21 protein-coding genes are annotated in these 26730 nt (G+C 69.4%); 11 read left to right on the top strand and 10 right to left on the bottom strand.

Going from position 1 to position 26730, the window contains the following annotated elements; translation table 11 throughout:
• Positions 1-8 precede the first annotated feature (8 nt).
• Positions 9-1214, top strand: a complete 1206-nt coding sequence (locus MNZ39_RS05280; protein WP_242335603.1) for a hypothetical protein — start codon at positions 9-11, stop codon at positions 1212-1214.
• A gap of 77 nt (positions 1215-1291) precedes the next feature.
• Here the strand turns inward: MNZ39_RS05280 and MNZ39_RS05275 are convergent, their stop codons facing one another.
• On the bottom strand, positions 1292-1906 hold the full coding sequence (locus tag MNZ39_RS05275; RefSeq protein ID WP_305037315.1) for a sugar transferase: 615 nt from the start codon (positions 1904-1906) through the stop codon (positions 1292-1294).
• Between the two features lie 427 nt (positions 1907-2333).
• Here MNZ39_RS05275 and MNZ39_RS05270 point away from each other — a divergent pair, with 427 nt between their 5' ends.
• Both MNZ39_RS05270 and MNZ39_RS05265 read left to right on the top strand, forming a co-directional pair.
• Positions 2334-3701: a hypothetical protein gene (locus MNZ39_RS05270; RefSeq protein ID WP_242335600.1), complete on the top strand. Its 1368-nt coding sequence runs from the start codon at positions 2334-2336 to the stop codon at positions 3699-3701.
• Positions 3702-3760: 59 nt separating this feature from the next.
• Positions 3761-4966 (top strand): glycosyltransferase, encoded by a 1206-nt coding sequence (locus MNZ39_RS05265; RefSeq protein ID WP_242335597.1) that lies wholly within the window; start codon positions 3761-3763, stop codon positions 4964-4966.
• 23 nt (positions 4967-4989) lie between these two features.
• Here the strand turns inward: MNZ39_RS05265 and MNZ39_RS05260 are convergent, their stop codons facing one another.
• The 6 genes from MNZ39_RS05260 to MNZ39_RS05235 form a co-directional block, all read right to left on the bottom strand.
• Positions 4990-6222: a glycosyltransferase family 4 protein gene (locus tag MNZ39_RS05260; RefSeq protein ID WP_242335593.1), complete on the bottom strand. Its 1233-nt coding sequence runs from the start codon at positions 6220-6222 to the stop codon at positions 4990-4992.
• Positions 6223-6343: 121 nt separating this feature from the next.
• Positions 6344-7588, bottom strand: a complete 1245-nt coding sequence (locus tag MNZ39_RS05255; RefSeq protein ID WP_242335590.1) for a lipopolysaccharide biosynthesis protein — start codon at positions 7586-7588, stop codon at positions 6344-6346.
• A 13-nt stretch (positions 7589-7601) separates the two neighbouring features.
• Complete coding sequence (locus tag MNZ39_RS05250; protein ID WP_242335587.1) at positions 7602-8729, bottom strand: DegT/DnrJ/EryC1/StrS aminotransferase family protein; 1128 nt, start codon at positions 8727-8729, stop codon at positions 7602-7604.
• Between the two features lie 8 nt (positions 8730-8737).
• The gene (locus tag MNZ39_RS05245) at positions 8738-9385 is read right to left on the bottom strand and encodes an acyltransferase (RefSeq protein ID WP_242335584.1); all 648 of its coding nucleotides are present in this window, start codon (positions 9383-9385) and stop codon (positions 8738-8740) included.
• A 7-nt stretch (positions 9386-9392) separates the two neighbouring features.
• Positions 9393-10346: a Gfo/Idh/MocA family oxidoreductase gene (locus MNZ39_RS05240; RefSeq protein WP_242335581.1), complete on the bottom strand. Its 954-nt coding sequence runs from the start codon at positions 10344-10346 to the stop codon at positions 9393-9395.
• Between the two features lie 115 nt (positions 10347-10461).
• On the bottom strand, positions 10462-11781 hold the full coding sequence (locus MNZ39_RS05235) for a nucleotide sugar dehydrogenase (protein WP_242335578.1): 1320 nt from the start codon (positions 11779-11781) through the stop codon (positions 10462-10464).
• 287 nt (positions 11782-12068) lie between these two features.
• Between MNZ39_RS05235 and MNZ39_RS05230 the strand changes: the two genes are divergently transcribed.
• The 5 genes from MNZ39_RS05230 (at position 12069) to MNZ39_RS05210 (ending at position 18924) form a co-directional block, all read left to right on the top strand.
• Positions 12069-13262, top strand: coding sequence for a DegT/DnrJ/EryC1/StrS aminotransferase family protein (locus MNZ39_RS05230; protein ID WP_242335575.1), 1194 nt, complete (start codon positions 12069-12071; stop codon positions 13260-13262).
• Between the two features lie 147 nt (positions 13263-13409).
• A complete protein-coding gene (locus MNZ39_RS05225) occupies positions 13410-15299 on the top strand; it encodes a nucleoside-diphosphate sugar epimerase/dehydratase (protein ID WP_242335572.1) in 1890 nt (629 codons plus the stop codon).
• 134 nt (positions 15300-15433) lie between these two features.
• Positions 15434-17179: an ABC transporter ATP-binding protein gene (locus MNZ39_RS05220; RefSeq protein ID WP_242335569.1), complete on the top strand. Its 1746-nt coding sequence runs from the start codon at positions 15434-15436 to the stop codon at positions 17177-17179.
• 174 nt (positions 17180-17353) lie between these two features.
• On the top strand, positions 17354-17800 hold the full coding sequence (locus tag MNZ39_RS05215; RefSeq protein WP_242335567.1) for a low molecular weight protein-tyrosine-phosphatase: 447 nt from the start codon (positions 17354-17356) through the stop codon (positions 17798-17800).
• Entirely contained in the window at positions 17797-18924 is a 1128-nt protein-coding gene (locus tag MNZ39_RS05210) for a polysaccharide export protein (protein ID WP_242335564.1), read from the top strand. The genes MNZ39_RS05215 and MNZ39_RS05210 overlap by 4 nt, the downstream gene beginning before the upstream one ends.
• Positions 18925-19045: 121 nt before the next feature.
• Here the strand turns inward: MNZ39_RS05210 and MNZ39_RS05205 are convergent, their stop codons facing one another.
• The 3 genes from MNZ39_RS05205 to MNZ39_RS05195 all read right to left on the bottom strand — a co-directional run bounded on the left by MNZ39_RS05205 (position 19046) and on the right by MNZ39_RS05195 (position 20635).
• The gene (locus MNZ39_RS05205; protein WP_242335562.1) at positions 19046-19486 is read right to left on the bottom strand and encodes a hypothetical protein; all 441 of its coding nucleotides are present in this window, start codon (positions 19484-19486) and stop codon (positions 19046-19048) included.
• 64 nt (positions 19487-19550) lie between these two features.
• A complete protein-coding gene (locus tag MNZ39_RS05200) occupies positions 19551-20027 on the bottom strand; it encodes a zf-HC2 domain-containing protein (protein ID WP_242335559.1) in 477 nt (158 codons plus the stop codon).
• Complete coding sequence (locus MNZ39_RS05195) at positions 20024-20635, bottom strand: sigma-70 family RNA polymerase sigma factor (protein ID WP_242335557.1); 612 nt, start codon at positions 20633-20635, stop codon at positions 20024-20026. The genes MNZ39_RS05200 and MNZ39_RS05195 overlap by 4 nt, the downstream gene beginning before the upstream one ends.
• A 193-nt stretch (positions 20636-20828) precedes the next feature.
• On the opposite strand from MNZ39_RS05195, the gene MNZ39_RS05190 reads away from it, so the two are divergent.
• The 3 genes from MNZ39_RS05190 to MNZ39_RS05180 are packed head-to-tail and all read left to right on the top strand — an operon-like array spanning position 20829 to position 26723.
• Positions 20829-24065: a DUF4175 family protein gene (locus tag MNZ39_RS05190; protein WP_242335553.1), complete on the top strand. Its 3237-nt coding sequence runs from the start codon at positions 20829-20831 to the stop codon at positions 24063-24065.
• Positions 24062-25672, top strand: coding sequence for a peptidase MA family metallohydrolase (locus MNZ39_RS24815; RefSeq protein WP_242335550.1), 1611 nt, complete (start codon positions 24062-24064; stop codon positions 25670-25672). Before MNZ39_RS05190 ends, MNZ39_RS24815 begins: the two co-directional genes overlap by 4 nt.
• Before the next feature lie 22 nt (positions 25673-25694).
• Entirely contained in the window at positions 25695-26723 is a 1029-nt protein-coding gene (locus MNZ39_RS05180) for a MoxR family ATPase (RefSeq protein WP_242335547.1), read from the top strand.
• The last annotated feature ends 7 nt before the right edge of the window (positions 26724-26730 follow it).

The following is a 26730-nucleotide window of genomic DNA, read 5'->3' as shown; positions in this document are numbered from 1 at the left end:
CCCTGGCCATGTCCAACTCGCTCGACCTCTCATTCCTCCGCGCCCGACCCGTGCAGAAGCGTATCGTAGCGGTCACCGTTGCCTTCGCCATCGTCGGCGTGGGGTACGCCCTCCTCGCGCCGAAGTGGTTCCGGTCCACTGTGACGCTGGTACCGGCGAAGCAGCAGAAGGGAGGTATCTCGAGCCTGCTTGGAGCGGAGGTCGCGGGCCTCGCCGCTGGGTTCGAGGCGGGCGGCGGCACGGACGCGCCGCGGATCGCTGCCGTCCTCCAGGGCACCGCCGTGACCGACGCCGTCATCGAGAAATTCGATCTGCGCGCGCGCTACGGTGAGAAGTACCAGGAGAACGCCCGTGCCGAGCTGTGGCGGCATTGCGACGTGAGGACGCTGCCGAAGCCCAACCTCGTCGAGCTCTCCTGCGAGGACACTGACCCGCGGTTCGTTCAGACGATGCTCGCGTACTTCGCAGATTACGGAAACCAGGTGTTCCGGCGCGTGGGCGTGAGCTCGGCATCGGAGGAGGTGCGCTTCCTCGAGAAGCGTGTGGCCGAGCTGCGGCAGGCCGCGGACGAGACTGCTGCTCGGATGCGAGTGTTCCAGGAGAAGTATCAGATCGTGGACATCGATACGCAGACGAAGGCAGTCGTGTCCGCCCTCGCCAACCTGCACGGCCAGCGCATCAACAAGGAACTCGAGCTCGAGTACGCGCGCACGTTCTCTGCGCGCGACGAAGCGACGCTGCAGCAGCTCAGGTCGCAGATCGCCGTCGTCGATGACAAATTGCGCGATCTTGAGCAGCCGAGTCCCGAGCGCGATGAGCAGCCGCAGAAGCAGGGCCGCCGCGGGAAGCAGAGCGGAAGCGTCTTCCCAGCGGCCCTTGCCGTGCCGAAGCTTCGCGCGGAGTTCGAGACCCTGGTCCGCGACCGCAAGGTGTCAGAGGCGACGCTGGTGTTCGCGCTCGAGCGCCTCGAGGGCGCCAAGGCCAACGAGGCGCGCGACGTCTCGACGTTCCAGGTGCTCGATCCCCCGACGGTGCCGACGAAGAAGACGCGGCCGCAGGGACTCTTCGTCCTCATGCAGAGCATCCTCCTGGGACTCGCGGCATCCGTGGGCTGGCAGTGGTGGAGGGCTGGAGGCCTCGCTCAAGTGTTCAGGACGACCGCCGGGTCATCGCCGCGCTCCAGCGCGGCGGACGGGGGCGAGAAATCCCGTTAGCATTTGAAGGTTGGGGATACGAGTTCCTAACCGGCGTGTCGCGTGCTCCGCCGAACTCGGGGCCAAAGTCGTCGCGACTAATGAATGAGTGCAGCGAACGTGCGGCCGATGATCTTCAGGTCGGTCCAGAGCGAACGCTCGGCGAGGTACCGCCGGTACAGCGCGATCTTGGCCGGAAGCACCACCTGCGAATACTGCGCTTCGGGGTCAGCACTGGCCGCGAGGAGGCGCTCCTCGTCGCGGTATTCGACGGCGGCGGGATCCGTGATCCCAGGAGGAACTTTCAAGATCTCTTCGTAGTCGCGAGAGAACATCGACACGTAGCGCGCAACCTCTGGGCGCGGACCGACCAGGCTCATATCGCCCGAAAGCACGTTGAAGAGTTGCGGGAGCTCGTCGATCTTGGTTCTACGCAGGACGCGACCGACGCGAGTGATTCGCGGATCCCCAGCCGCAGTGACCTCCGCGCCGCGCGACCCGTGTGTCATGGACCTGAACTTGAGGACTCCGAACTTGCGGCCGTTGCGCCCCACCCGTTCATGACGAAAGAGCACGGGGCCAGGAGAGTCGAGACGGACGGCGATGGCGACGGCAACGAGCAGCGGTGAAAGCAAGAAGACGCCGGTCGCCGAGAAGGCGACGTCCATCGCGCGCTTCGTGCGGGCATACGACGAAGACGAAGAGTGCTCCATGATGATCCTAGCGACGCCTGCTGTTGGTTATCGCGGCCGAGCGGCAGCCGGCCTCGCCAGCACGTCCGCGAGCCTTTCAAGCATGCCGGAAAACACTCCTCGCATACCACATCGCATCGACGACGACCTCGCGTCGTCCGGTTCAAAGCGGAGCGAGCGAGCCGCACGCTCGTGGCGGGGAGGGAGCGACGCACCGGCGACCGATCTCCCGGGGGATGAGGTGGCGTCGCTCGGCTGCTCGACTCCTGTGGAGCGAATCTTCGCCACGGGTATCATGCCGTCGACGTACGAGACGTCCGCCGGGGTACCCTACGAAACAGCTCGTCGGTGGTCACAGGGCTCCCGAGCTACTCACGGCGGTCGCTCGCTAGAGCGCGGGGCGGCGAAGCCTCTCACTGAACTTGGCGAGTCCTAGGATCGCACTTCCATGCTGGACACCCCCTCGCTGCTGCTCCTGTCGATCGCGCTGTATGTGACCGTCGCGGGTGCTGCGGCGGTCTACGTTCATCGAGTGAGACGCGCGGGGGTGTTCGAGCCGATCTCGGTGTTCCTGCTCTTCTTCTCGGTCTTCGTGCTGCCGTTGCCGATTCGCGCATACGTGACGTCCGCGATCGAGGGCAACATCAGCGAGCATCTGCCCTCGCTCGTCCCGTTCCTGCCGCCGGCCGTGGTGCTTGCGACGGCCGGGCTGGTGCTCTTCGTGGCCGGATACTATTCGCCGGCGGCGCGACGAGTCGCGACCCTCATCCCGCATCCGGATCCACGCCCAGATGACCAGCCGGTCCTGGCGTTCCTCCTGCTGTTCGCCTTCTCATCCCTTCTCATACAGGCGCTGGTGTCCCAGCTCGGAGGGATCATCCCGTTCTTGCTGCTCGGATACGGTTCGAGCGCAGAGACGTTTGGCAGGGGATACCTCGCCGTCGGGTTCCCTTGGATGTTCGTCGCGAGCTTGTTCCTCCTGTACAAATATTCGCTCGCCAGGGAGCTGCGTTACCTCCTCGTCTTCAGCGCGGTAGCGGTCGTCAACGCGGGAATGATGCTGCTGACGGGCAACCGCAGCCTCATCCTCTACATGACGATCGCGGTCCTGGCGATGGTCGACCACTCGATTCGCCCGCTCAGGCTTCGGGTGTTGATCCCACTCGGCGCAGTCGCCTTCCTGCTGCTGAACGCGGTGGGATATTTCAGGGGATCGGATTACGAGAGCGTGAGCGACTACGTGGCGAAAGCCTCGGAGTTCGCGAGCGGACTGCGTGATCCAGGGGAAAAGAAGGACACGTTCTTCTACACGCTGACGACCGGGGAGTTCGTCGTTCCGTTCGAGACATTGCCCCAGATGATACGCAGCGTTGGAAGTGACCTGCGGCCCTGGTACGGCGCGAGCTACCTGCGGACGCCGCTCTATTACATCCCGAGCGCGTTGTACCCCGAGCGCCCGCTCCCTCTGACGAACTGGTACATGAACCAGTTCTATGGTGGGGGTTATGGACTGAACGAAGGGCGCGCGTTCTTCTTCATGTCCGAGGGATACCTGAACTTTGGAATCATCGGCGCGCTGGCGATCGCGCTCGCGTGGGGTATCGGGTTCGGCGCGCTGTGGCACTACGGCAAGAACTCTGGAAACAATCCAGGGTCCGCGATGCTGTACGCGCTGACCGTCGCGTTCATGTTTCGCGCAATCGCCGGTGATTTCAGCTCCATTCTGGTGGGTCTTCCCGTGCAGAACCTGTCCGCCTCAGTTCTCGGCCTCGTGGTCGCCACTCGCGCTCGTGGATGGAAATGGGTGACGGCGTGACGGCAGCGTCGAGCAGGACGCGATCCGTGGTCTCGACGGCGCGCCCCCTCTCCAGGCCGATGACGCTCGGCTACGTCACGGCCTCCTTTCCGTTTGGGATCGGTGAGACGTTTCTGATCCCCGAGATCCGCGGCCTCGCATCGCGCGGGATCCAGGTACGCATATGGCCGCTCTACCCCCGCGGAGACCGCCGATCGGATTGGAATGCGCCGGATCGTGTCAGCATCATCAGCGCTCCGCTCCTCAGCGTGCGCATGCTCGCGGCGAGCGCCTGGGCCCTGCTCCGGCATCCTCTCCGCGCTTCAAGGCTGACCTGGCGTATCATGCGTGGGCCCGTGCGACTCGTGGCCAGGAACCTCGCGGTACTGCCCAAGGGCCTGTGGCTTGCAAACGAGCTCGAGCGTAGCGCGTGCGATCACCTGCACGTCCACTGGGGCGGCACGACCGCTACGGCGGGCATGATCGCTGCGGAGGTGGCGGGCATTCCCTGGTCGTTGACGTGCCATCGCTGGGACATATACGAGAACAATCTTCTTCGTAAGAAAGTAGGATCGGCGATCTTCACGCGCTTCATCTCCGAGAGGGGCCGTGCCGATGCCGTCGCGCGGGGAGTGGATGCACGGCGCACGATGGTCTCCCCCCTGGGATCGGAGCTGCCGGAGAGCGCGGAGAGCCCCACCTGGCCCGGAAACGGCGAGTTCAGGCTGCTGTGCCCGGCCCTTCTTCTGCCGGTGAAGGGGCACCGGTTTCTCCTCGACGCCGTCGCTCGCTTGGTGCGAGCGGGGCTCGATATCCGGCTGTTGCTTGCAGGGGAAGGTCCTCTGCGTAGCGAGCTGGAGCAGGAGGTCGCGCGCTTAGCCCTGGGTGAGCGCGTGGCGTTTCTCGGTCAGATCGCCCATTCCGCCGTTCTCAGGATGTACTCGGAGCGCCGAGTCCACGCGGTCGTGCTGCCAAGCGTCGACTTGGGTGGAGGCGAGCACGAGGGCGTGCCGGTCTCTCTCATGGAAGCGATGGGGTTCGGCATCCCGGTCGTTTCGACCAAGACTGGCTCCATCCCGGAGCTCTTGCCCGACCGGCTCGGACTGACGGTCCCGGACAAGAACGGGCCGGCGCTCGCGTCCTTACTCGAGCGGCTGATCCGGGACTCGCGATTCTATGGCCAAGCGGCGATCGCGTGTCGCGAACGCGTGCGCGAACGTTGGGACATCGATGCGTGTGTCGAGCGGCTGGTCCAGTCGATGGACCCAGCGCGCCCGGAGCGGTGAGAGACGCGCGGCGGCGCTGCCCATCAGGAGGCGGCGACGGCGTTGAGGAAACGTCGCGAAAGTACGTCGTACGTGTGGTGCGCCAAAACGTAGTCGCGCCCACGCCGACCCATCTCTGCGCGCGTGGCGGGGCTCTCGCTGGCGAGCTGCCGTACGGCGGCCGCGATCGCGCTCGGATCCTCGGGCTCGACGGAGAGACCGCATCCGGCCTCCGCGACGAGGTCGTTCGCAGCCTCTACCGCGTGGATGACCGGCCGTCCGGACATCATGTAGTCCATCAGCTTGTTCGGACTGATGCCGAAGCGATAGAGCGGATTGCGGCGCCAACCGATGTATAGGCCGTCCATCCTCGAGAGGAGCGAAGGGATGGAGTACTTTGGTACCGGGTCCAGGAAGAAGACATTCTGCAGATCCAGGTCCGCCACCGCCCGCTGCAGCCCGGCCTTCTCCGGTCCCTGTCCGACAAGTACGAATCCGAGCGGCTCGTTTCTCAGTAGCGCGGCCGCTTCGACCAGCGCGCCGAGGGCGTTTGCGAGCCCGTGCGCACCTGCATACGCGAGGAGAAAAGGGAACCGTTCCCGCGCCCGCGAGATCGCTTCGTCTGCCGCGGCCGGAAGCGGCTGCGGGCCAGCCTCCCACTCCGAGACGTCGACGCCGTTGGGTACATACACGAACTTGCCAGGGGCGAGCCCGTGCTCGCGCATGTGCTGTTCCGCGTTCGGGAGCATCGAGACGACCTTGTCCGCGCGCTTGTAAGCGAAGTTCTCCGCGAGCTGCATGGTCGCAATGAAGGGATGCCACGCCGGCATGTTGCCGAGCTCCATCGGCGAAAGAGGCCACAGATCGTGAATCTCCTCCACGAGACGTGCTCCGTGGCGCCGCGCGAGTGCGTATGCAGGGAGCGCGTCGAGGGGATAGGTGGACGAGGCGATGACCACGTCCGGCACGAACCCTTCGGTGATCCGCGCCGAACGCAAGAAGAGCTGCGAAACGAAGCCCATCATGTTCGCCACGCGGCCGAGCCCGTTCCCCTGGTAGGGCCTCCCGGGTAACCAGCAGTACTCGACGCCTTCGATGCTTTCCATCGTGACGCCGTCCGCCGCATCCGGCTGTCGAGAGCGCAGATGCGAGAACGAGCTCGCGACGATGCGCGTGCGGTGTCCGAGCTTCTGCCAGGCTCTCGCCATGTAGTACGGGCGGTACTCCATCCCGAGAATCGGCGAGCCCGCATAGTGATTGATGAGGAGAAGGTTCATCGTCCTGTCCAGGTTCTACAGGGACCCGACCGAGCTCGTCGGACGTTTGTCGCCAGCAGGGAGTACAGCTCGAAGCACGGGGCGGAAGGATGACCAAGCACCGGCGTGAGCGCGGAGGATATCACGGTACGTTAACGGTAAGTGCCAGCGGCTGAACAGCAAGCTTCAGCCCGAACAGGATCACCGCCGCGGATGCGATCTCGGCGATGGACCAGGCGGCCGCCACGGCGACGAGGACATCGCCGGTCGTGCGAGAGAGCAATAGCCCTCCGAGGACGAGTGCAACCACTCGTATCGCGGCTGCGGCCGTGTTGACCCCCGGGCGGCCTCGCGCGTGGAGCGCTGGCGCGATCACCCGGACATGGCACAGGAGCGGCAACGTGAGCAGCATCATCTGAACGGGAAGAACGGCGGTCGCGTACTCAGCGCCGAATATGAGCGGGACGATCGGTATGGCTGCGAGTGCCAGCGTTACGCCCACTGCGGCGCCGATCCCGAGGAGCGCCAGGGTGCGGGCGTGCAGTCTTCGCATGAGCGCATCATCGTGCACGGAGGTCCACCGGGCGAACAGGAGTGGAGCTACCATGCTGATCGGTACGCTGAGCCCCTGTACCAGAAACACTCCGACGTTCAGAAAGCCGACCTCGGTGTTACCGCCCCCTTCCAGCCGGACGAGCCCGTAGCTGACCAGGGGATGGATGGCGATGAGGGTCGCCTGCAGGAACGCGTGCACTCCGTTCGATAGCAACGATGACCACGGCAGGTCGCCATAGTGCCCATTCCGATCGCGGGTCACCGGTCGCATCATCAGGGCCGTGACGATGATCGTGACGACGCTCGAACCCAGAAGCGACCGCTCGAATGCATTCGATCCCGCGAACATCGCAAGGAGCACGCATGCGAGTAGCGCGACCGCGGGTACAATCGTGAACACGGCGAACGGGATGCCTGGATCGTGCGTGAGGTACACACCGCGCCACAGGCCGTGGAGGACGAGGAGAGCGGCCGTGAGCGTCAGCAGGAGGACGGCGTCGAGGCGTTCCGCTCCCGAGCCGAGATAGCCGAGACGACGCGCCACCAGCACTCCGCCCAGCGCGACGGGAAGGAACCCGAGCGAGTAGAGCAGGCTCCATCGTGCCAGGACCGCCGCTGACGCGCCGAGCCTGTTGATGACGTAGATGAAGCTCTGCGGGAACCCGAAGCAGCCGAGGGCCACGGTGAGGTCCACGACAGCCTTGAGCTGGGCGAACTGACCCTGGTCAGCAGGACCGCCGAGCCGGGCGATGACGAACACGGTGAAGAAGGCGCTCGCCGGTCCGATCGCCTGGACGACGAGGTTCGACGCGACGGCCCTGCGGAAGCTCACGGCACCTCACCGACTACGCGCGCGCGGGATCGCGGGCGAAAAACGCCGTCACCGCTCTCGCGACCCGTTCCTGAACGGCGACAGGTATCCGCGGCCACATCGGCAACGACAACACCTCGCCGCTCGCCGCATCGGCTTGCGGGAACTCTCCGAACCCCTCGTAGACCGGCAGTCGATGCGCCGCCTTCGGGTAGTACACCATCGTGTCTACGCCGGCATCGGCGAGCGCCTGCTTGAGCGCACCGCGGCGCCCGTCGAGCACGCGGATCGTGAACTGGTGATAGACGTGGTGCACGCCGGGACGTTCCGAGGGGAGCACGATGCCAGGCACTCCGGCGAGCAGCTCGCGATACCGGGTCGCCGCCTCACGCCGACCCGCATTCCACGCCTCGACGTGTGGCAGCTTCGCCCGGAGGAACGCCGCCTGGAGCGCATCGAGCCGCGAGTTGTAGCCGATCTGCTCGTTCTCGTACTTCTTCCGGGATCCGTGCGCGCGCAGCATGCGGGCGGCGTCCGCGACTGCCGCGTCGTTCGTCGCGACGAGCCCGCCGTCGCCCAGGCAGCCGAGGTTCTTCGAGGGGAAGAACGAGTACGCCCCTGCATCGCCGAAGGTCCCGAGCTTCCGACCGTTCAGCGACCCACCGAAAGCCTGCGCGACGTCCTCCACGATTCGGAGTCCCTTCGCACGGGCGAGCGACTGCAGCGCCTCGAGATCCGCGGCATGGCCGAAGAGGTGGACGGGAAGAATGGCCTTCGTGCGGGGCGTGATCGCGCGCGCGACGAGCTCGGGCCGGAGGTTGAAGGTCTCGGGATCGACGTCGACGAAGACCGGCGTCGCCCCGACCACGCTGACGGACTCTGGCGTGGCGAAGAACGTGAACGGTGAAGTCACGACCTCGTCGCCTGGCCCGATGCCGAGGGCCCGGAGCGCGATGACGAGCGCGTCGGTCCCCGAGTTCACGCCGATCGCGTACCGAACGCCCAGGTACTCGGCGACCTCGCGCTCGAACGCATCGACCTCGGGCCCGAGGATGAAGTGGCCCGAGGCCATGACGCGACGGAACGCCGCCTCGAGCGCAGGGCCGACCTCGTCCAGCTCCGGTGCGAGGTCGAGAACGGGGATCCTGGAATGCTCAGCCACGCGCGCTCTCACTTCTTGAAGGTGTCGTACGCCACCTTGCCCACCGCCAGCTCGGGCGGGAGCGGTGCTTCCTCGTCGACATCCAGGCAGCGCACCACGCCTGGCTCGACCTCCCTGTAGCGGAGCCCGCTCTCCGGGCAGCGCATGATGCCCTCGCCGTCAGGTTTGGGAAGCCGATGCCCGTGCCGGCTCATCCACCCCGCAAAGCGGCCGGGCACCCCGACCACGAGCGCGTAGTCGGGCACGTCCTTCGCGACCACCGCGCCGGCCGCGACGAAGGCGTAACGGCCGATCGTGACCCCGCAGACGACGGTGGCGTTCGCGCCGATGGAGGCGCCGCGGCGAAGGAGCGTCTTCTCGTAGAGCGCGCGGCGCACCACCTGGGAGCGCGGGTTCGTCACGTTCGTGAGCACGCAGGACGGGCCGAGGAAGACGTCGTCCTCGATGACGGTGCCCTCGTAGATGGAGACGTTGTTCTGGACCTTGACGTTGTTGCCGATGGTCGTGCCGCCGGCGATCGAGCAGTTCTGACCGAAGCTGCAGCGTTCGCCGATCACCGCGCCCGAGAGCACGTGGCAGAAGTGCCAGAGCTTCGTGCCCTTGCCGACCTGAGCTCCATCATCGACGTACGAAGACTCGTGAACGAAATAGTCCATGGGCTCCTCAAGACGCTCGGGTGACGAACGGATGCATCAGCTGGGGAGAGGTCCGCACGGCTGGGGCGACGCGGATGTCGTGCGCGAGGGTCACAGATGGACGGGCGGCCTCGAGTCCGAAGCCGCGCCCCGCCAGGATCTCCCGGTACACGGCCGTGTGGAGCTCGGTGAACCCGTCCGAGAACTCGATCTCCTGACCGTCCACCGTCAGCGAGCGGAAGGTGGTCTTCCCCTGGTCGCGCGCGGCCTGGGGCACGTCGCTTTTCGCGAGCGAGAGGAACCAGCGCACTACCGCGCGCTCCAGGCGCAGCATGCCTGCCGCGCGCGTGGCCTCGGACACGTGGACCTGCATCTCCTGCACGCTCCCGAAGATCCAGGAGAGCATGTCGAAGAAGTGGATCCCGATGTTGGTCGCGATCCCGCCGGACTTCTCGACGTCGCCTTTCCAGGACACGCCGTACCAGCGCCCGCGCGAGGTGATGTACGTGAGGTCGATGTCGTGGATCTTGCCGGGTGGCTCCGCGGCGATGCGCTCCTTCAGCGCCACGATGGTCGGGTGCAGCCGCAGCTGCAGGATGTTGAACACCCGCCGCCCCGTCTCTGCCTCCAGCTCTTGCAGCGCGTCGAGGTTCCACGGGTTCAGCACGAGCGGCTTCTCGCAGATCGCGTCGGCTCCGACGCGCAGGGCGAAGCGCATGTGCGCGTCGTGCAGGTAGTTCGGCGTGCAGATCGAGACGTAGTGGATGCGCTCGTCGTCGCCGCGGCGCCGCAGCTTCTCGACGTGACGATCGAACCGCTCGAACTCCCGGAAGTACGCGACGTCGTCGAAGTAGCGGTCGAGGATGCCGACTGCGTCGTGCGGGTCCAGTGCCGCCACGAGGCGGTTGCCAGTATCCTTGATCGCCTGCAGGTGGCGCGGCGCGATGTACCCGCCGACGCCCGTCATCGCAAAGTTCTTCATGATGCCCCCTGGCGCGGTGGAGGGCCCTGCGCCACCGCCCCTTCGCGACGGACGTACACCCGATCGGCCGTCACCCGCCGCGTGGCGCGCACCCCGCGGGTGCGCCGCCGTCAGTTCATGCCTTCACGAGCCTCCGCGGCCCACCGCCGCCTCGCAGCGAGGCGACGACGTTGCGCGTGTCGACGACGAGCGGCACGTTTTCGTAGATCTCGGGGCGCTTGAACTCGTCGTGCGCCGTCGAGAGAACGACGACGTCGTAGGTCGCGAGCGTCTTCGGCGTGCACGGCACCGAGCGCATCGCGAGGTCGTGCTTCCGTGTCGGGTGCGAGACCGGAAAGTAGGGATCGCAGTAGTCCACCTGCGCCCCCCCGTGCTGGAAGAGCTCGATGAGCTCGTACGACGGGGACTCCCGATCGTCGTCGATGTTCGCCTTGTAGGACAGACCGAGCACGAGGACGCGCGAGCCGCGCAGCGCCTTCCCGTCGTCGTTCAGCGCGCGGACGGTCTTCTCGACGACATAGCCCGGCATGCGGGTGTTCACCTCACCCGCGAGCTCGATGAACCGCGCCCAGGAGCCGAACTCGGCAGCCTTCCAGGAGAGGTAGAAGGGGTCGAGCGGGATGCAGTGCCCGCCGAGCCCGGGGCCGGGATAGAACGGCATGAACCCGAACGGCTTGGTCTTCGCGGCCTCGATGACCTCCCAGACGTCGATGTCCATCCGGTCGAAGATGACCTTTAGCTCGTTCACGAGCGCGATGTTGACCGAGCGGAAGATGTTCTCGAGGAGCTTCCCCGACTCTGCGACGCGGGAGCTCGAGACGGGGACCACGGTGTCGAGCGCGGCGCGGTAGAGCTGGACCGCCGCCTCCGTCGAAGGGGCGTTGACGCCCCCGACCACCTTCGGGATGGAGCGCGTCGAGAACCGCTCGTTGCCGGGGTCTTCGCGCTCAGGGGAGAACGCGAGCAAGAAGTCCTTCGGGCACTCGAGCCCGCTCGACTCGAGGATGGGCTTCACCTCCTCGTCGGTGGTTCCCGGGTACGTGGTGGACTCGAGGACGACGAGCTGTCCAGGCCGCAGCCGCTTCGCGATCTCCCGAGCGGTCGAGTGGATGAAGGAGTTGTCGGGCTCCCGGTGCTTGCCGAGCGGAGTGGGGACGCAGATCAAGACCGCGTCGCATTCGGCGAGCCGATCGAAGTCGTCGGTCGCCACGTACCGCCCGCTCTCGACGGCCGCGGCGACGCGTTCCGGGCCGATGTGGCGAATGTAGGACTCGCCCCTGGAGAGCGTGGCGACCTTCTTCGCGTCGATGTCGAAGCCCGTGACGTGAAAGCCGGCGCTGCAGAAGACGAGGCCGAGGGGCAACCCCACGTAGCCCTGCCCGATGATGCCGATCCGCGCGGAGCGATTCTGGATGCCGTCGAAGAGTTTCTGCATGTCCATACCGGAGGAGGTGGGACTCTACGCGTAAACCGGCGGACGGAAAAGCCCCGCGCTGGCGCCGCAACGGAGTCGGAATGGGAGCGGTGGGACGGTCGTCCGATCACCGAGATGCTGCGGGTCGCGCCGCTGACGAGGAAAGCGCGTAAGCGCCAGGCGGCGAGGCGGAGTCGCGTGCGCACGCGCAGTGGCGACACAGGTCCAGCGGGGCACTCCAACTTCTCGTACCTTCCACGTCCGAGGGCCATTCATGAGACCGCACCATCCGTGGTAAACAGGGAGCGATGCGCGCCGCCAACTTCCTGCCGTTCGCGTTACCCGACATCTCGGAGGCGGAGGTCGAGTCCGTCGTCGAGACCCTCCGCTCCGGCTGGATCACGACCGGCCCGAAGACGAAGGAATTCGAGCGCCGGTTCGGCGCCGCGACGGGCGCGCCGCACGCCGTGATGGTGAACTCCTGTACGGCTGCGCTTCACCTCGCCCTCGAGGCGGTCGGCGTGAAGGCCGGCGACGAGGTGATCGTCCCCACCTTGACGTTCGCGGCCACCGCCGAAGTGGTCAGGTACCTCGGCGCGACCCCCGTGCTCGTGGACGTGCGCGGGTCCGACCACAACGTGGACCCCGCCGCCATCGAGCGGGCGATCACGCCGCGCACGCGGGCGATCATGCCCGTGCACTTCGCGGGCGTGCCCGCGGACATGGACGAAATCGTCGCGCTGGCGAGGCCGCGCGGCATCTTCGTGATCGACGACGCCGCCCACTGCTTCCCGGGTCGCTATCGCGGGCGAAAGGTCGGGACTCTCGCCGACATCTCCTGCTTCTCGTTCTATGCGACGAAGACGATCACGACGGGTGAAGGCGGCGCGGCGGTGACCGCCAACGCGGAGTGGGCGGACCGGATGCGGTTCATGTCGCTCCACGGGATCTCGCGGGACGCGTGGAAGCGGTACTCGGCCGAGGGCAGCTGGTACTACGAGATCATCGCGCCGGGCTACAAGTACAACCTGACCGACATCGCGTCGGCGATCGGCCTGGGCCAGCTGGAGCGGGCCGACGAGATGCTCGAGCGGCGCCGCGAGATCGCGGTGACCTACGACCGCGCCTTCATCGACCATCGGGCCTTCGAGCTGATGTCGTGGTCGACGGATCGTGACCACACGCACCATTTGTACGTCCTGAAGCTTCGCCCAGGAGCGCTCGGAATCGACCGGGATCGCTTCATCGTGGAGCTCAAGGAGCGCGGGATTGGCGCCTCGGTACACTTCATCCCGCTCCACGTCCATCCGTACTATCGAGACACTTACGGTTACGCGCCCGAGCAGCTCCCCGTGGCGCTCGACGTCTACCGCCGAAGCGTCTCGCTGCCCATATACTCCAAGATGACGGACGGCGACGTCGCACGCGTCGTGGAGGCGGTCACCGACATCGCCAGCAAGCACCGGCGCTCCGGGGGAAGGCACCGGTTCGAGGCGGCCTGACGGCGAGGCTGCGGCCGCGTCCTGTGCTCGGGCGACGCGGCTGCCACTATGCGTGACCGAGCTTCTTCTGGTACACATTCCGCCGTGACTGACCGGGGGGTCGCACTTAGGGTCGCTGCACGTCGTGTGGCCGTCATCGGCGCCCACATGGCGTTGTGGACGTCGGCGCTCCTCATCGCGCTAAACCTTCGGTTCGACTTCAGGATCCCCGCGGATCAGGCCATCGACCTCGCGGTCTGGCTCCCAGTGCTTCTCGCCGCCCGCGTCGCGAGCTTCCACGCGCTCGGGCTCTTCCGTGGCCTGTGGCGATACACGGGCGCGCCGGATCTCGTCGCACTCGTACAGGCGACGACGGTCGGGACCCTGCTCTTCTCGGTCTTCCTGTTCGCCGGGTTCGAGGGGTTCCCCCGTTCGGTCCCGGCGATCGAGTGGTTGACCGCGATCACGCTCGTCGGAGGTCTGCGGTTCGCGACGCGGGCGCTGAGACGGCGTCTCCACACCGCAGGCCAGGAGCGGCGGCAGCGCGTTCTCGTCATCGGCGCCGGCGATGCCGGCGAGACGTTGCTCCGCGAGATCCACGCGCGTCAGGAGCGCTGGGACGCGGTGGGTGTCCTCGACGACAGCCCGCACAAGCGGGGGGCGCAGATCCACGGCGTGCGCGTGGTCGGCACGATCGAGGATCTCCCCACGGTCGCCGCCGACTTTGCGGTGGACGAGGTGCTCATCGCGGTGCCCTCGGCGACCGGCGCGCAAATGCGGCGCATGGTCGCGGCCTGCAAGGCCGCCGGCGTCCGTTTCCGGACGATCCCGGGGATCGGTGATCTCATCGACGGCCGCGTCACGGTGAGCCAGCTCCGCGAGGTCGCCATCGAGGACCTCCTCGGCCGCGATCCCGTCCAGCTCGACATGGCTGCCATCTCCGAGGTCATGGCGGGCCGGGTGGTGATGGTCTCGGGCGCGGGAGGTTCCATCGGATCGGAGCTTTGCCGCCAGGTCTGTCGGTTCGGGCCCGAGCGCCTCGTGCTGGTCGAGCACGGCGAGAACAACCTCTTCCAGATCCACCGGGAGCTCCAGGAGCGCTTTCCCGACCTCTCGCTCGTGGCGTGCATCGCGGACGTCGGCGACGAGGTCCGGATGCACAAGGTGTTCGCGGAGCACCGGCCGGACGTGGTGCTGCACGCGGCCGCGCACAAGCACGTGCCGATGATGGAGTGGAACCCAGGCGAGGCCGTGAAGAACAACGTCTTCGGGACGAAGACGCTCGCCGACCTCTCGGATCAGTACGGGGTCGATCGCTTCGTCATGATCTCCACGGACAAGGCGGTGAACCCGACCTCCGTGATGGGCGTCTCGAAGCGCGTGGCCGAGATCTACGTCCAGGGACTCTCGCAGCGATCGCGGACGCGGTTCGTGACCGTCCGGTTCGGGAACGTGCTCGGCTCCACCGGGAGCGTCATCCCGATCTTCAAGGAGCAGATCGCGGCCGGCGGCCCGGTGACCGTCACGCACCCGGAGATGCAGCGCTACTTCATGACCATCCCGGAGGCGAGCCAGCTCGTGCTCCAGGCCGGGTCCATGGGGGCAGGCGGCGAGATCTTCATCCTCGACATGGGCGAGCCCGTGAAGATCTCGGATCTCGCCCGCGATCTCATCTCCCTCTGCGGCTACGAGCCTGGGGTGGACATCGAGATCGAGTACACCGGCGTGCGCCCCGGCGAGAAGCTGTTCGAGGAGCTGTCGGTGCACTCCGAGAACGCCGCCAAGACGCGGCACCCCAAGATCTTCGTCGGCCGCTTCCGCCCGCACGCGTGGGAGCCGCTGTTGCGGCACGTTAGTGAGCTCGGGGCGCTCTCCGACGCCGCGCCCGACGACATTCGCCGCAAGTTCGCGGAGATCGTGCCGGAGTTCCGCCCAACGCTGCCGTGCGACACCCCGCTGCCGAGCGATCCCCGACCGGCAAACAATCGGCTGCAGCCGGGGGAGTCCCTTCCGCCGCTCGCGTGGGACCCGCCGCTCAAGGTCATCGCCACTCGCTGACGGTTCGCGAGTCGAGAGGCCTACCAGCTTCGGCTCGCGTTCGGAATTCGCGTAACACTCGCGGCGAGCTTGCCGAACCGCGAGCGGGGCTGGTGAGGGCGAGCGGAGTTTTCCCGCGTTATGACTCCCGCCCGATGCCCGCCCGCCCGCCCACCTCCGTCCTCCGCCGCCTGGGCGGCCTCCTGCGCGAGGAGCTGCCGGCGCTCTCGCTCGGCACCGTCCTGCTGGTCGCTGGTGCGGCGCTCTCGCTCGTGTACCCGCAGGGCATCCGGCTCATCGTGGACGGCGCCATCGCGGGGAAGGATCCGCGCGCGGTCACCCGGGCGGCGGGCGTGCTCGCGGTCATCGCCGTCGTCCAGGGTCTCGCGATAGCGGGGCGGCACCTCCTCTTCTCGCTCGCGGGCGAGCGTGGCGTGCGGCGCGTGCGCGAGCGGCTCTACAGGAGCCTCCTCGATCAGGAGATCGGCTTCTTCGACGCCTCCCGCACCGGCGAGCTCATCTCGCGCCTGGGCACCGACTCCGCCACCATCCAGAGCCTCGTCGCGGCGAACGTGTCGATGGTCTTCCGCCACGCCATCACCGCGCTCGGCGGCATCGGGCTCCTCTTCGTCACCTCCCCGCGACTCACCGTGGTGATGCTGCTCGTCGTGCCGCCCATCGCGGTCGGTTCGGTGTTCTACGGTCGCAAGGTCCGTGCGCTCGCGCGCCGCTACCAGGACGCGCTCGCCGACGCCTCCCACGTCGCGGAGGAGTCGCTCTCCGCGATGCGCACGGTGCGGGCCTTCAACGCCGAGCCCGCCGAGCGCGGCCGCTACGACGCCGCCATCGCCTCCTCCTACGACGCCGCACGACGCCGGGCGCGGGCGGGCTCGCTCTTCATGGGCGGGGCCTCGGCGGGCGTCTACCTCGCCATCGCCGCGGTGCTCGGCTACGGCGGCCAGCTCGTCGCGCGCGGTGACCTCACGCCTGGTGCCCTCACCGCGTTCCTCGTCTACACGCTCCTCATCGCCATGAGCCTCGGCGGCCTCGCCGACCTGTGGGCCGAGGCGATGAAGGGCATCGGCGCGGCGGAGCGGGTGTTCGCGCTCATGGATCGCGTGCCGGAGATGCCCGTCGCCGGCGGCCTCCAGCCGGCGCGCTGCGACGGGCGGATCGCGCTCGAGGGCGTGCGCTTCTCCTACCCGAGCCGCCCCGACGTCGAGGTGCTGGGCGGGATCGACCTCCACATCGCTCCGGGCGAGGTGGTCGCGCTCGTCGGCCCCTCCGGCTCAGGCAAGTCCACCGTCGCGGCGCTCCTCGGCCGGCTCTACGACCCGCTCGCCGGGCGGCTCACGCTCGACGGCCATGACCTACGCTCCCTCGACCCCACCTGGCTGCGGGCGCAGTTCGGCGTCGTCCCGCAGGAGCCCACGCTCTTCTCGGCCTCGGTGGAGGAGAACGTGCGCTACGGCCGGCCGGACGCGACGCACGAGGAGGTCGTGGCAGCCTGCCGCGCAGCCCACGCGGACGCCTTCGTGCGCGGGTTCCCGGAGGGCTACGCGACGCGGGTGGGCGAGCGCGGTCAGCAGCTCTCCGGCGGCCAGCGCCAGCGGCTCGCCATCGCTCGCGCCGTCCTCAAGGACCCGCGCATCCTCCTCCTGGACGAGGCGACGAGCGCCCTCGATGCGGAATCCGAGGCGCTCGTGAAGGACGCGCTCGCGCGTCTCATGACCGGCCGCACCACCGTGATCATCGCCCACCGGCTCTCGACGGTCGCGAGCGCCGATCGCGTGGTGGTGATCGAGGGTGGCTTGATTGTGGAGTCTGGCCCCCATCGCGAGCTCGTGGCGCGTGGCGGCCTGTACCAGCGGCTCGTCGAGCGTCAGCTGCGCGCTGGTTAGCGTCAGCTGCGCGCTGGTTAGCCTCGCGCGCACCATTTGGAGGTGGCACTCCGAACGGGCGGTGACATTGGCACGGCGGACATCGACCTTCGCGCAGGGGAGGCAGGCAGCCAAGCACGCTCGAGTCCCAGAGAGGCGAGTAAGCCACCACGGAACTCTCCTTCAGCGCACGCCATGCTCGACCGGGTTCTGATCGTGTGCGTCGGCAACATCTGCCGGAGCCCCATGGCGGAGGCCCTCCTGCGCGCGCGGTTCGCGGCGCGGGGGCGTGGCCGTGTGGAGTCGGCGGGGCTGGGCGCGCTCGAGGGACGGGGCGCCGACCCGATCGCGGTGGCCCTCCTGGCGGAGCGCGGGATCGACCTCACGCCCCACCGGGCGCGGCAGCTCACCCCCGAGATGCTTGCGGCGGCGGACCTCGTGCTCGTGATGGAGTCGGCCCACCAGCGGCAGATCGAGGCCATGGCGCCCTCTGCGCGCGGCCGCGTGCACCGCATCGGAAAGTTCGGAGGGTTCGACGTGCCGGATCCGTACCACCTGCCCCGTGCTTCCTTCGAGTCGGCCCTGGCGCTCATCGAGCGCGGCCTCGAGGACTTCGACCGCGCGTTCTGGAGGGTGCCTTGAACGCGCTCGCTCGCCCGACCGTCCTCGGCCTCGCCGCGCTCGCGCTGCTCGCCACGGGCTGCCGCTCGATCTCTCCCGGCCTCCAGTTCAAGCCGGACAAGCTCGAGGCGCGCGGCACCGCCGAGCAGCCCATCGCCATCGTCCCCATCTCGTCCAAGGTGCTCGTCGAGCAGGCCGAGGCGCGCGTCCGCGCCGCGAGCGCACGCCCGAAGGACCCGCTCGCCGACGAGGCCGCGAGCTGGCAGTACCGCATCGCGCCGTACGACGTGCTGTCCGTCATCGTGTGGGATCACCCGGAGCTCACCATCCCGGCCGGCGAGTTCCGTGCGGCGGAGACCTTCGGCAACGCGGTGCAGGCAGACGGGACGATGTTCTACCCGCACGTCGGGGTGATCGAGGTCGGCGGCAAGACCCTCCCCGAGGTCCGCGTCCTCATCGCCGAGCGGCTGCGCAAGTACATCGAGAACCCGCAGCTCGACGTGCGCATCGCCGCGTTTCGCGGGCAGCGCGTGGAGGTGACGGGCGAGGTGGTGCAGCCCACCACGCTGCCGATCAGCGACGTGCCGCTGCGCGTGCAGGACGCCATCGCCGCCTGCCGCGGGCTCGCCCCCGGCGCCTGGACGCGGGGCGTCGCGCTCACCCGCGAAGGCCGAACCTACCGGCTCGACCTGCAGGCCTTCTACGACGAGGGCGATCGCTCGCAGAACTGGCTCCTCAAGGACGGCGACGTGCTGCACGTGCCCTCGCGCGAGGAGAACAAGGTCTTCGTGCTCGGCGAGGTGATGCGCCAGTCGTCGAAGCTCATGGCGCGCGGCAGGATGACGCTCGCCGAGGCGATCGGCGACTCCGAGGGCTTCTCGGCGGTGTCCTCGAACCCGGGCGAGGTGTACGTCTTTCGGGGCCGCTACGACGCGCCGCGCGTGTACCGTCTGAACGCCTCGAGCGCCGACGCCATGCTGCTCGCCACCCAGTTCCAGCTCGAGCCGCTCGACGTCGTCTACGTGGCGCCGTACGGCCTCACCAACTGGAACCGCGTGGTGACGCAGATCCTCCCGACCATCCAGGGCATCTGGCAGAGCGTCGATCTCGCCAACCGCGGCCAGAACGTGCTCCAGGGGAACTGACGCGAAGAGCGTCGCTACGCAAAAGCGCTCGATTTCGAGTCGCGCCCGCGCCGTGCCGATTGGAGCTCGTACGCGGTCGTCATGACGCTCGAGCCAGGTGGCTCAAGGCCCGACCCCCCCCCTACGGCCAGGCATTCACGGTGAGGAAGAGGGCCTCGCCCTTCTTCTCGCCGGTGACCTGGTGCACGATGCGCTGGCCCTTCTGCACGGTCAGGCGGGACTGGGTGTTCCGCGAGGTGAGCGCCACCTCGAACGTCACCGTGTCGCCGTGCCGCTCCTGCAGCGTGAGCGCGGCGGTCTCGCCGCCCGGCAGCTCGACGAACTGCGTCCGGCCGCGGTCGAGCTCCATCCGGTGCTCGCTCACCTGATCCCAGCGGACGTAGGCGAGCGGCGAGAGCTGGCGGCGCAGGTCCTCGAGGCGGGGATCGACCTTGGCCGGTCCCTGCCGCGAGCCCTTGATGACGCGAACCCTGACCGGCACTTCGGCGTGGGCGGCCGTGGGCAGGGCGGCGCCGATCGCGAGGAGGGCGCCGAGGGTCGCGGCGAAGAGCGTGCGGGTCACCGGGTCTCCTGAAGCTTCGCAGGCCCGCTCGTGAGCCTGTCGAAGCACGAGCGGCGGCATCGAGTCACGAGTGCTCCCCGTCGTCGAGCAGCACCACCGGGCCGTCCGACGTCTGCAGCACCATCGTCACCTCGCCCTCGGTCGAGAGCTCGAGGGAGGCCACCTGGCCGAGCTGGCCGCCTTCGAGGCGAACGTACACGACGAGCGCGACCGCCGCCAGAACCGGCACGAGCGAGGCGAGCGCCGCCCGCGGGTGCGCCCGGAACCACCCGAGGAAGCCACGCCGGCCGCGCGCGGGCGCGAGCCCCGGCGCGGCGCCCACCCGCGCCATCACCTGGTCCACGAACGGCGCGAAGTCCCGGGCGTTCGCGCGGGCGAGGAGCGACTCGCCCACGAGGCCGTCGAGCGCGGCCAGCTCCGCCGCGGTGGCGCTGCAGCCGGCGCAGCCCTGGAGGTGGAGGTCGAGCGCGCGCCGCTCCTCGTCCGTGAGCTCTCCCGGGCGCGCGCCGAGCATCGGGGCGTAGCGGACGCAGTCCTTCATGGCGCCGACTCCTCGTCGTCCCCTGCGCTGCGCTCCGCGTAGCCGCGCAGCGCGGTCTGCATCTTCTTCCGCGCATGGAAGAGCCGGCTCATCACCGTGCCCTTGTGGATCCCCAGCCGCTCGGCGAGCTCCTCGTAGGAGAGCCCCTCCACCTCGCGCAGCACGAGGATGGTCCGGTGCTTCTCGGGCAGGGTCGCGAGGGCGTCCTGGATCTTCTCCGCCATCTCGCGGCGGAGCACGTTCTCGGCGGGATCGTCCCCGAGCGTCGTCGCGAGGATGCCCTCGCCGCCGCCGGTCAGGTCGCTCTCGCGCACCTCGTCCACGTCCTCCTTCTGCGAGACGCGCTCGCGCCGGACGGCGTCGATGGACAGGTGCGTCGCGATGCGGAAGAGCCAGGTCGAGAACGAGGACTTGCCCTCGAACGCGCCCAGGTGCCCGTGGACCCGCACGAACGCCTCCTGGGCGACGTCCCAGGCGAGGTCCGAGTCTTTCACGATGCCGAGCGCCACGGCGTAGACCTTCCTCTGGTAGCGGACGACGAGCGCGCGAAAGGCGGCGGGATCGCCTGCCTGGGCCTTCGAGACCAGCGCGAGGTCGTCAGCTTCCATCGGTCGGACGGCTGCTCCGGGGTGTAAATTCAAGCGGAGGGCGAAAACTAGCACACCCTGGACGGCGCGCTCCCAGAGAGGTGCGCCGCACACCTGCCCCGTGCGTAACACCGCGGGGGCACCCCGGACCTCCCCGCGTTATCCTCCCTGAACCCGCCGGGCCGAGGGCGGGGGCTTCTCTACGAAAGGGCCGATGACCGTCGCGTACGGTGACATCGCGCGCGTCCTCGACGGGGCGCGGCGCCGACAGCTCCGCGTCGTCCTGCTCGCCGCGCTCGGCTTCGGGCTCGCGGCCGGGCTCGCCGTGCTGCTCGCGGGGGCGGTGGCGCTCTACCTCGGCGCCCGCATCGGCGTGCGATCCCTGACGCTCGCCGCGGCGGCCACGGTGATCGTCGCCGCCGCCGCGCTCGCGATCCGCGCGCTCCTCCGCACCGCCTGGAGCGCCGAGGCCGCCGCCCGCACCGTCGCGCGCGACGCGCCGGCGCTCCGCTCCGACCTCCTGTCCTCGGTCGAGCTCGCGCGCGAGCGCGAGGCCATCCAGGCGAGCGGGCGTTACTCGGTCGCGCTCGTGGACGCCCACCTCGCGCGGACCGCGGAGGCGGCGCAGGAGGTGGACCTCGCGCGCGCCGTGCCGGATCTCTGGGCGCGGCGGGGAGGGCTCACGCTCGTCCTGGCGCTCGCCGCCCACGCGGCCGCCTTCCTCCTCGGCGGCAGCCCCCTCGCGCACGCCTACGGCCGCGTGCTGCTCGGCGATCCGCCCGGCACGCCCGCCCCCGCCGCCGACCCGATCACGGGCGATATCCAGCTCACCTTCAAGTACCCCGCGTACATGAAGCGCGAGCCGCGCACGCTCTCCGGCACCGGGGGCGAGATCCGCGCGCCGAAGGGTACCGAGGTCACGCTCGAGACGCGCGCCGACCGCGACGTGAAGCAGGCCGAGCTCGTCATCGCGTTCGACCTCGACCCCGCCGCTCGGGGCCCTGCCGAGGGTGCGCAGCGGGCCGGCGTCAGCGCCGGTGAGGAGGGGCAACCCCGAGGTGGCGCGAAAGAGCCCGCTCGCGGCGAGCCAGGCGAGCCACGAGCGGAGCCGGGGGCAGCGCCGGTGAAGCGCTTCGCCCTGTCCGTCGGCGGCAAGCGCGACCTGCGCGGCCGGCTGCTCGTGACCGACGGCGGAAGCTATCGCTTCCGCTACCTCGACGGGAAGGCGGTCGTCGCCGAGGGGCCGCCCATCCCGATCGTCGTGGAGCCGGACGCGTTCCCGGAGGTGCGCATCACCGCGCCGGAGCGCGAGCTGGAGGTGGACGCGAACGCGCGCGTGGCGATCGAGTGGCAGGCCGAGGACGACGTGGGGCTCTCCGAGGCCGCGCTCGTCCTGAAGCGCGCGGGCGGCGCGGAGGAGCGGCGGGTGCTGCGCCGGCAGCAGGGGCTGCGCCGCGACGGCGGCGTGTACGAGCTCGACCTCGTCGCGGAGAAGCTCGGCGAGGGGGAGCGGCTCGACTACTGGCTCGAGGCGCTCGACACGGACACGGTCTCCGGCCCGAAGAAGACCCGCACCGAGACGCACACGCTCAAGATCTACTCCGAGGCCGAGCACCGCCGGCAGGTGCTCGAGAACGCGCGCGCCGTGTTCGAGGAGCTCGTGGGGGTCCTGGGCGACCGGCTGGAGACGCTCGCGGCCGGGCCGGTGACGACCGCGGAGCGGCTCGCGCCGGTGCAGGCGCTCGACGTCCGCACGCGCCAACTGCACGAGCGGATGAGCGACGCGGCGCGCGAGATCCGCCGCGACCGCGCCGGCCCGCGGGAGGTCGCCGACGCGCTCACGAACGTCGCGGGCGCGATCCGCTCCGCCGCGGGGCGCGTCGCCGGCCCGCGCGGCTCGGTCGCGCAGGCGATCCGCGTGCGCATCCGCCCCGACGCCTCGCTCCTCCGCGGCATGGCCGCGCTCGACGGGCTGCTCGATCAGGAGCTGGAGAAGGGCGCCCTCTACCTCGAGCAGCTCCTCGACAAGCGCCGCGCCGAGGACCTCGTCCGGCTCGCGAAGGATCTCGCGAGCCGCCGCCGCGAGCTCGCCTCGCTCATGGAGAAGTACCGCGCCTCGCCGAGCGAGGCGGCGAAGAAGGAGCTGCTCGCCGAGATCGGCCGGATGAAGGAGCGCGTGAAGGACCTGCTCGCGCAGATGGCCGAGCTCTCGAAGGGCTTCAACGACGAGCACATGAACGCCGAGGCGCTCGCCGAGCTCGCGCGCTCGAAGGACCTCGTGGGCGGGCTCGACGAGGTGGAGAAGCTGCTCGCGAAGGGCGACGTCGAGGCCGCGATGAAGGCGCTCGACGCGATGGCCTCCTCCATGGACCAGATGCTCGCCGGGCTCCAGCGCACCGCGGGGCGGCCGGACGAGAAGGCCCAGGCGCTCATGAAGGAGATGCTCGCCTTCAAGGAGCAGCTCGAGAAGGTGAAGGCCGAGCAGGAGGCCACCGCCGGCGAGACGGACCAGGTCCGCGCGGAGTACCGCAAGAAGCTGCAGGAGCGGGTGAAGGCCTCCGAGCAGGAGGTGAAGCGCCTCGCGGAGCTGGCCGGCGAGGCGCGCAAGGACGTGGAGCGCGCGGCGCCGGGGATCTCCTACCGCTCGGAGATGGAGTACGAGCAGTCGCGCGAGGCGCTCTCCGATCTCGAGCGCGCGCTCGGCATGAAGGAGATGGGGGCCGCCTGGGAGACCGCGCAGCGCGCGGCCCCGTCGGTGGAGCGGCTCTCGCGCTACCTCGAGGAGGACGCCGAGCTGTCGCGGCAGCCGGCGCACGGCACGCCCCGCGAGTCCATCGCCGACGCGCACCGCGCGGTGGACGCGGCGGTGCCGAAGGCGCGGGAGATCCGTGACGCCCTCTCGAAGATGTTCCCCGACCCGCGCTCGGTCCTGCCGCCCGAGGTGCAGAAGCGGCTCGGCGAGCTCGCGAAGAAGCAGGGCGCGCTCGAGCAGAAGGCGCAGGGGCTCCAGCAGAAGCTCGGGGAGCTCATGCAGCAGGCGCCGATCTTCCCACAGGAGGCGCAGGCGCAGCTCGGCGAGTCGCGCGGCCACATGGGCGAGGCCGCCGCGGAGCTCGGCAACCGCAACCCGCAGCGCGGCCACGGTGAGCAGGCGCTCGCGCTCGACGCGCTCGCGCGCTTCCAGAAGGGGCTCGAGGAGGCCGCGAAGCGCCAGGGCCAGGGCGGCGGGGGCGGGATGGGCTTCCCGTTCCCGTTCGGCGGCGAGCAGGGCGGCGGCGAGGAGTCGGGCGACGGCCGCGAGGCGTCGCGGGAGAAGGTGAAGATCCCGGGCGCGGAGGCCTACAAGGTGCCCGAGGAGTTCCGCAAGGACCTGCTCGACGCGATGAGGCAGGGCGCCCCGGAGCGCTACAAGGGCGAGGTGCAGCGCTACTACGAGGAGCTCGTCAAGTGAGGGCCCTCGCGCTCGCTCTCCTCGCGGCGCTCGTCGCCGTCCCGGACCCCGCCTCCGCGGCGCCGCCCGCGAAGAACGTCACCCCCCACGCCTCGCCCGCGCGCCCCCCGCGCCCGAAGCTCGCGCTCCCGGAGCGGATCTCCGGCGCGCTGCGCACGCTCGCCGACGAGGACGTCGCGAGCGCCCGCGCCGTGATCGAGCCGCTCTTCGCGGCGAGCCCCGACGAGCCGGCGGTCCGCCTCGCCGCCGGGCTCCTGCGCTTCTACGAGCAGCGCTACGCGGAGGCGGTGCCGCTCGTCGAGTCCTCGGGGCTCGGCGATCCCGCCGGCTACCTCGCCCTCGCGAAGGCCGCGCTCGAGGTCACGAAGGACGACGCCCGCTTCGAGAGCGAGCACTTCGTCGTGGCGTACCCGAAGGGCAAGGACGAGGTGCTCGTGCCGTACCTCGTGGACGCGCTCGAGCGGCAGCGCGCAGCGCTCGCGAGAAGCCTCGCCTTCACGCCTGACGCGCGGCTGACGGTCGAGATCGTGAACGACGTGAAGGAGCTCGCCAAGGTCTCGACGCTCACCGAGCAGGAGATCCGCACCTCCGGCACGGTGGCGGTGTGCAAGTTCAACAAGCTGATGCTCCTCTCGCCCAAGGCGCTGCTCAAGGGCTACGACTGGCTCGACACCGCCGCGCACGAGTACACGCACCACGTCCTCACGCTGAAGTCGCGCAACCGCGCGCCCATCTGGCTGCAGGAGGGGCTCGCGAAGTGGTTCGAGGACGACTGGCGCGGGGGCGGCGAGCCGATCTCGCCCGTGTCGGCCGCGCTCGTGCGCGAGGCGGTGCAGAAGAACGAGCTCGTCTCCTTCGAGGAGATGCACCCCTCGCTCGCGAAGCTGCCCTCGCAGGAGCGCGCCGCGCTCGCCTACGCGCAGGTCGCCCTCGCCATCGAGTACCTCGTGCAGCAGCGGGGCCCGCCGGTGCTGCCGCGCATCCTCGACGCGCTCGCGCGAGGCGAGCCGACCGAGGCGGCGGTGTCGGAGGTCCTCGGCGTGCCGTTCCCGCGCTTCCTCGGCGAGTGGCGCCGCCACATGGGGAGCCGGGCGCTGCCGCGCGGCGGCGAGCACGCGCTCGCCAAGCTCCGCTTCAAGGACGACCCGAAGCAGGCGGGCCAGTGGGCCGAGTGGGCGGAGATCCCGGACGAGCGCGCGCGCGGCTTCGCGCGGCTGGGCGAGATCATGCGCACCCGCGGCAAGTGGACCGCCGCGCGCATCGAGTACGGCAAGGCCGTGCAGCGGGTGGGCGCCCGGGTGCCCATCCTCTCGAACCAGTACGCGCTCGCCGCGATGATGTCCGGCGCGGACGCCGATGCCGAGCGGGTGCTCCGCGAGGCGCTCGGCTGGAGCCCCGACTACGCCGCGCTCCACGTGCGGCTCGCCCGCATCCTGCTCGCCCGCAAGGACTTCGCGGGCGCGAAGGAGCACCTCCTCGTCGCGAACCGCCAGGACCCGTTCGACCCGGAGATCCACGCCGGCCTCTCCAAGGCGCTCGAGGCGAGCGGGGACCCGGGCGGCGCCTCGCGAGAAGCGGGCTTTGCGCGGATACTCGCGGACCACTAGCCGGCAGGGAACGGAACAGGCCATGTCCACCACCACGACCCTCGACACGAGCGCATCGCCCAACCCCGAGGCCGACCTCCAGGCCGTCCGCGAGCTGCACGAGGCGCGGCGGCTCCTCCTCACCGAGATCGAGAAGCGCATCGTCGGTCAGAAGGAGGTCGTGGACTCGCTCCTCGTCGCGCTCTTCGCGCGCGGGCACTGCCTGTTCGTCGGCGTCCCGGGGCTCGCCAAGACGCTCCTCATCTCCACCGTCGCCGACGTCCTCGACCTCTCCTTCAACCGCATCCAGTTCACGCCGGACCTCATGCCCTCCGACATCACGGGCACCGACGTGCTCGAGGAGGACCACACCACCGGGCGCCGCGCCTTCCGCTTCGTCGCCGGTCCGATCTTCGCGAACCTCCTGCTCGCCGACGAGATCAACCGCACGCCGCCGAAGACCCAGGCCGCGCTGCTCCAGGCGATGCAGGAGTACCGCGTGACGGCCGGCGGCGAGACCTACCCGCTCGACCTGCCGTTCCTGGTGTTCGCCACGCAGAACCCCATCGAGCAGGAGGGCACCTACCCGCTCCCCGAGGCGCAGCTCGACCGGTTCATGTTCTACGTGACGGTGAGCTACCCCACCGCGCAGGAGGAGCAGGAGATCGTCCGCTCCACCACCATCGCGTCGCGCCCCCCGCTCAAGCGCATCCTCTCGCCCCACAAGATCCGCGAGCTGCAGGACCTCGTCCTGCGCGTCCCCGCCGCCGACCACGTCATCAAGTACGCGGTGGATCTCGTGCGCGCGACGCGCCCCAAGGAGCCGGACGCGCCCGACTTCGTGAAGGAGAACGTCTCCTGGGGCGCCGGCCCGCGCGCGAGCCAGTACCTCGTGCTCGGCGCGAAGAGCCGCGCCATCCTCGACGGCCGCATGGCGGCGAGCGTGGAGGACGTGCGCGCGCTCGCGAGGAACGTCCTCGTGCACCGCGTGATCGCGAACTTCCGCGCCGAGAGCGAGGGCGTGACGAGCGCCGAGATCGTGGGCCGGCTGCTCGAGAAGGTGAAGGGCTAGCGGCGCG

The sequence above is a fragment of the Anaeromyxobacter sp. SG66 genome (genome assembly GCF_022690805.1).
In the GTDB taxonomy this organism is placed as follows: domain Bacteria; phylum Myxococcota; class Myxococcia; order Myxococcales; family Anaeromyxobacteraceae; genus Anaeromyxobacter; species Anaeromyxobacter soli.
This window is presented reverse-complemented; position numbering and strand designations above follow the sequence as displayed.

Bases quoted from the DNA above. Each gene is read 5' to 3' on its own strand.
- MNZ39_RS05190 (WP_242335553.1), top strand. From the start codon at position 20,829: ATGACCGTCGCGTACGGTGACATCGCGCGCGTCCTCGACGGGGCGCGG.
- MNZ39_RS05260 (WP_242335593.1), bottom strand. From the start codon at position 6,222: ATGAACCTTCTCCTCATCAATCACTATGCGGGCTCGCCGATTCTCGGG.
- MNZ39_RS05240 (WP_242335581.1), bottom strand. From the start codon at position 10,346: ATGAAGAACTTTGCGATGACGGGCGTCGGCGGGTACATCGCGCCGCGC.
- MNZ39_RS05230 (WP_242335575.1), top strand. From the start codon at position 12,069: ATGCGCGCCGCCAACTTCCTGCCGTTCGCGTTACCCGACATCTCGGAG.
- MNZ39_RS05270 (WP_242335600.1), top strand. From the start codon at position 2,334: ATGCTGGACACCCCCTCGCTGCTGCTCCTGTCGATCGCGCTGTATGTG.
- MNZ39_RS05215 (WP_242335567.1), top strand. From the start codon at position 17,354: ATGCTCGACCGGGTTCTGATCGTGTGCGTCGGCAACATCTGCCGGAGC.
- MNZ39_RS05225 (WP_242335572.1), top strand. From the start codon at position 13,410: ATGGCGTTGTGGACGTCGGCGCTCCTCATCGCGCTAAACCTTCGGTTC.
- MNZ39_RS05235 (WP_242335578.1), bottom strand. From the start codon at position 11,781: ATGCAGAAACTCTTCGACGGCATCCAGAATCGCTCCGCGCGGATCGGC.
- MNZ39_RS05180 (WP_242335547.1), top strand. From the start codon at position 25,695: ATGTCCACCACCACGACCCTCGACACGAGCGCATCGCCCAACCCCGAG.
- MNZ39_RS05280 (WP_242335603.1), top strand. From the start codon at position 9: ATGTCCAACTCGCTCGACCTCTCATTCCTCCGCGCCCGACCCGTGCAG.
- MNZ39_RS05220 (WP_242335569.1), top strand. From the start codon at position 15,434: ATGCCCGCCCGCCCGCCCACCTCCGTCCTCCGCCGCCTGGGCGGCCTC.
- MNZ39_RS05245 (WP_242335584.1), bottom strand. From the start codon at position 9,385: ATGGACTATTTCGTTCACGAGTCTTCGTACGTCGATGATGGAGCTCAG.
- MNZ39_RS05200 (WP_242335559.1), bottom strand. From the start codon at position 20,027: ATGAAGGACTGCGTCCGCTACGCCCCGATGCTCGGCGCGCGCCCGGGA.
- MNZ39_RS05195 (WP_242335557.1), bottom strand. From the start codon at position 20,635: ATGGAAGCTGACGACCTCGCGCTGGTCTCGAAGGCCCAGGCAGGCGAT.
- MNZ39_RS05275 (WP_305037315.1), bottom strand. From the start codon at position 1,906: ATGGAGCACTCTTCGTCTTCGTCGTATGCCCGCACGAAGCGCGCGATG.
- MNZ39_RS05265 (WP_242335597.1), top strand. From the start codon at position 3,761: ATGACGCTCGGCTACGTCACGGCCTCCTTTCCGTTTGGGATCGGTGAG.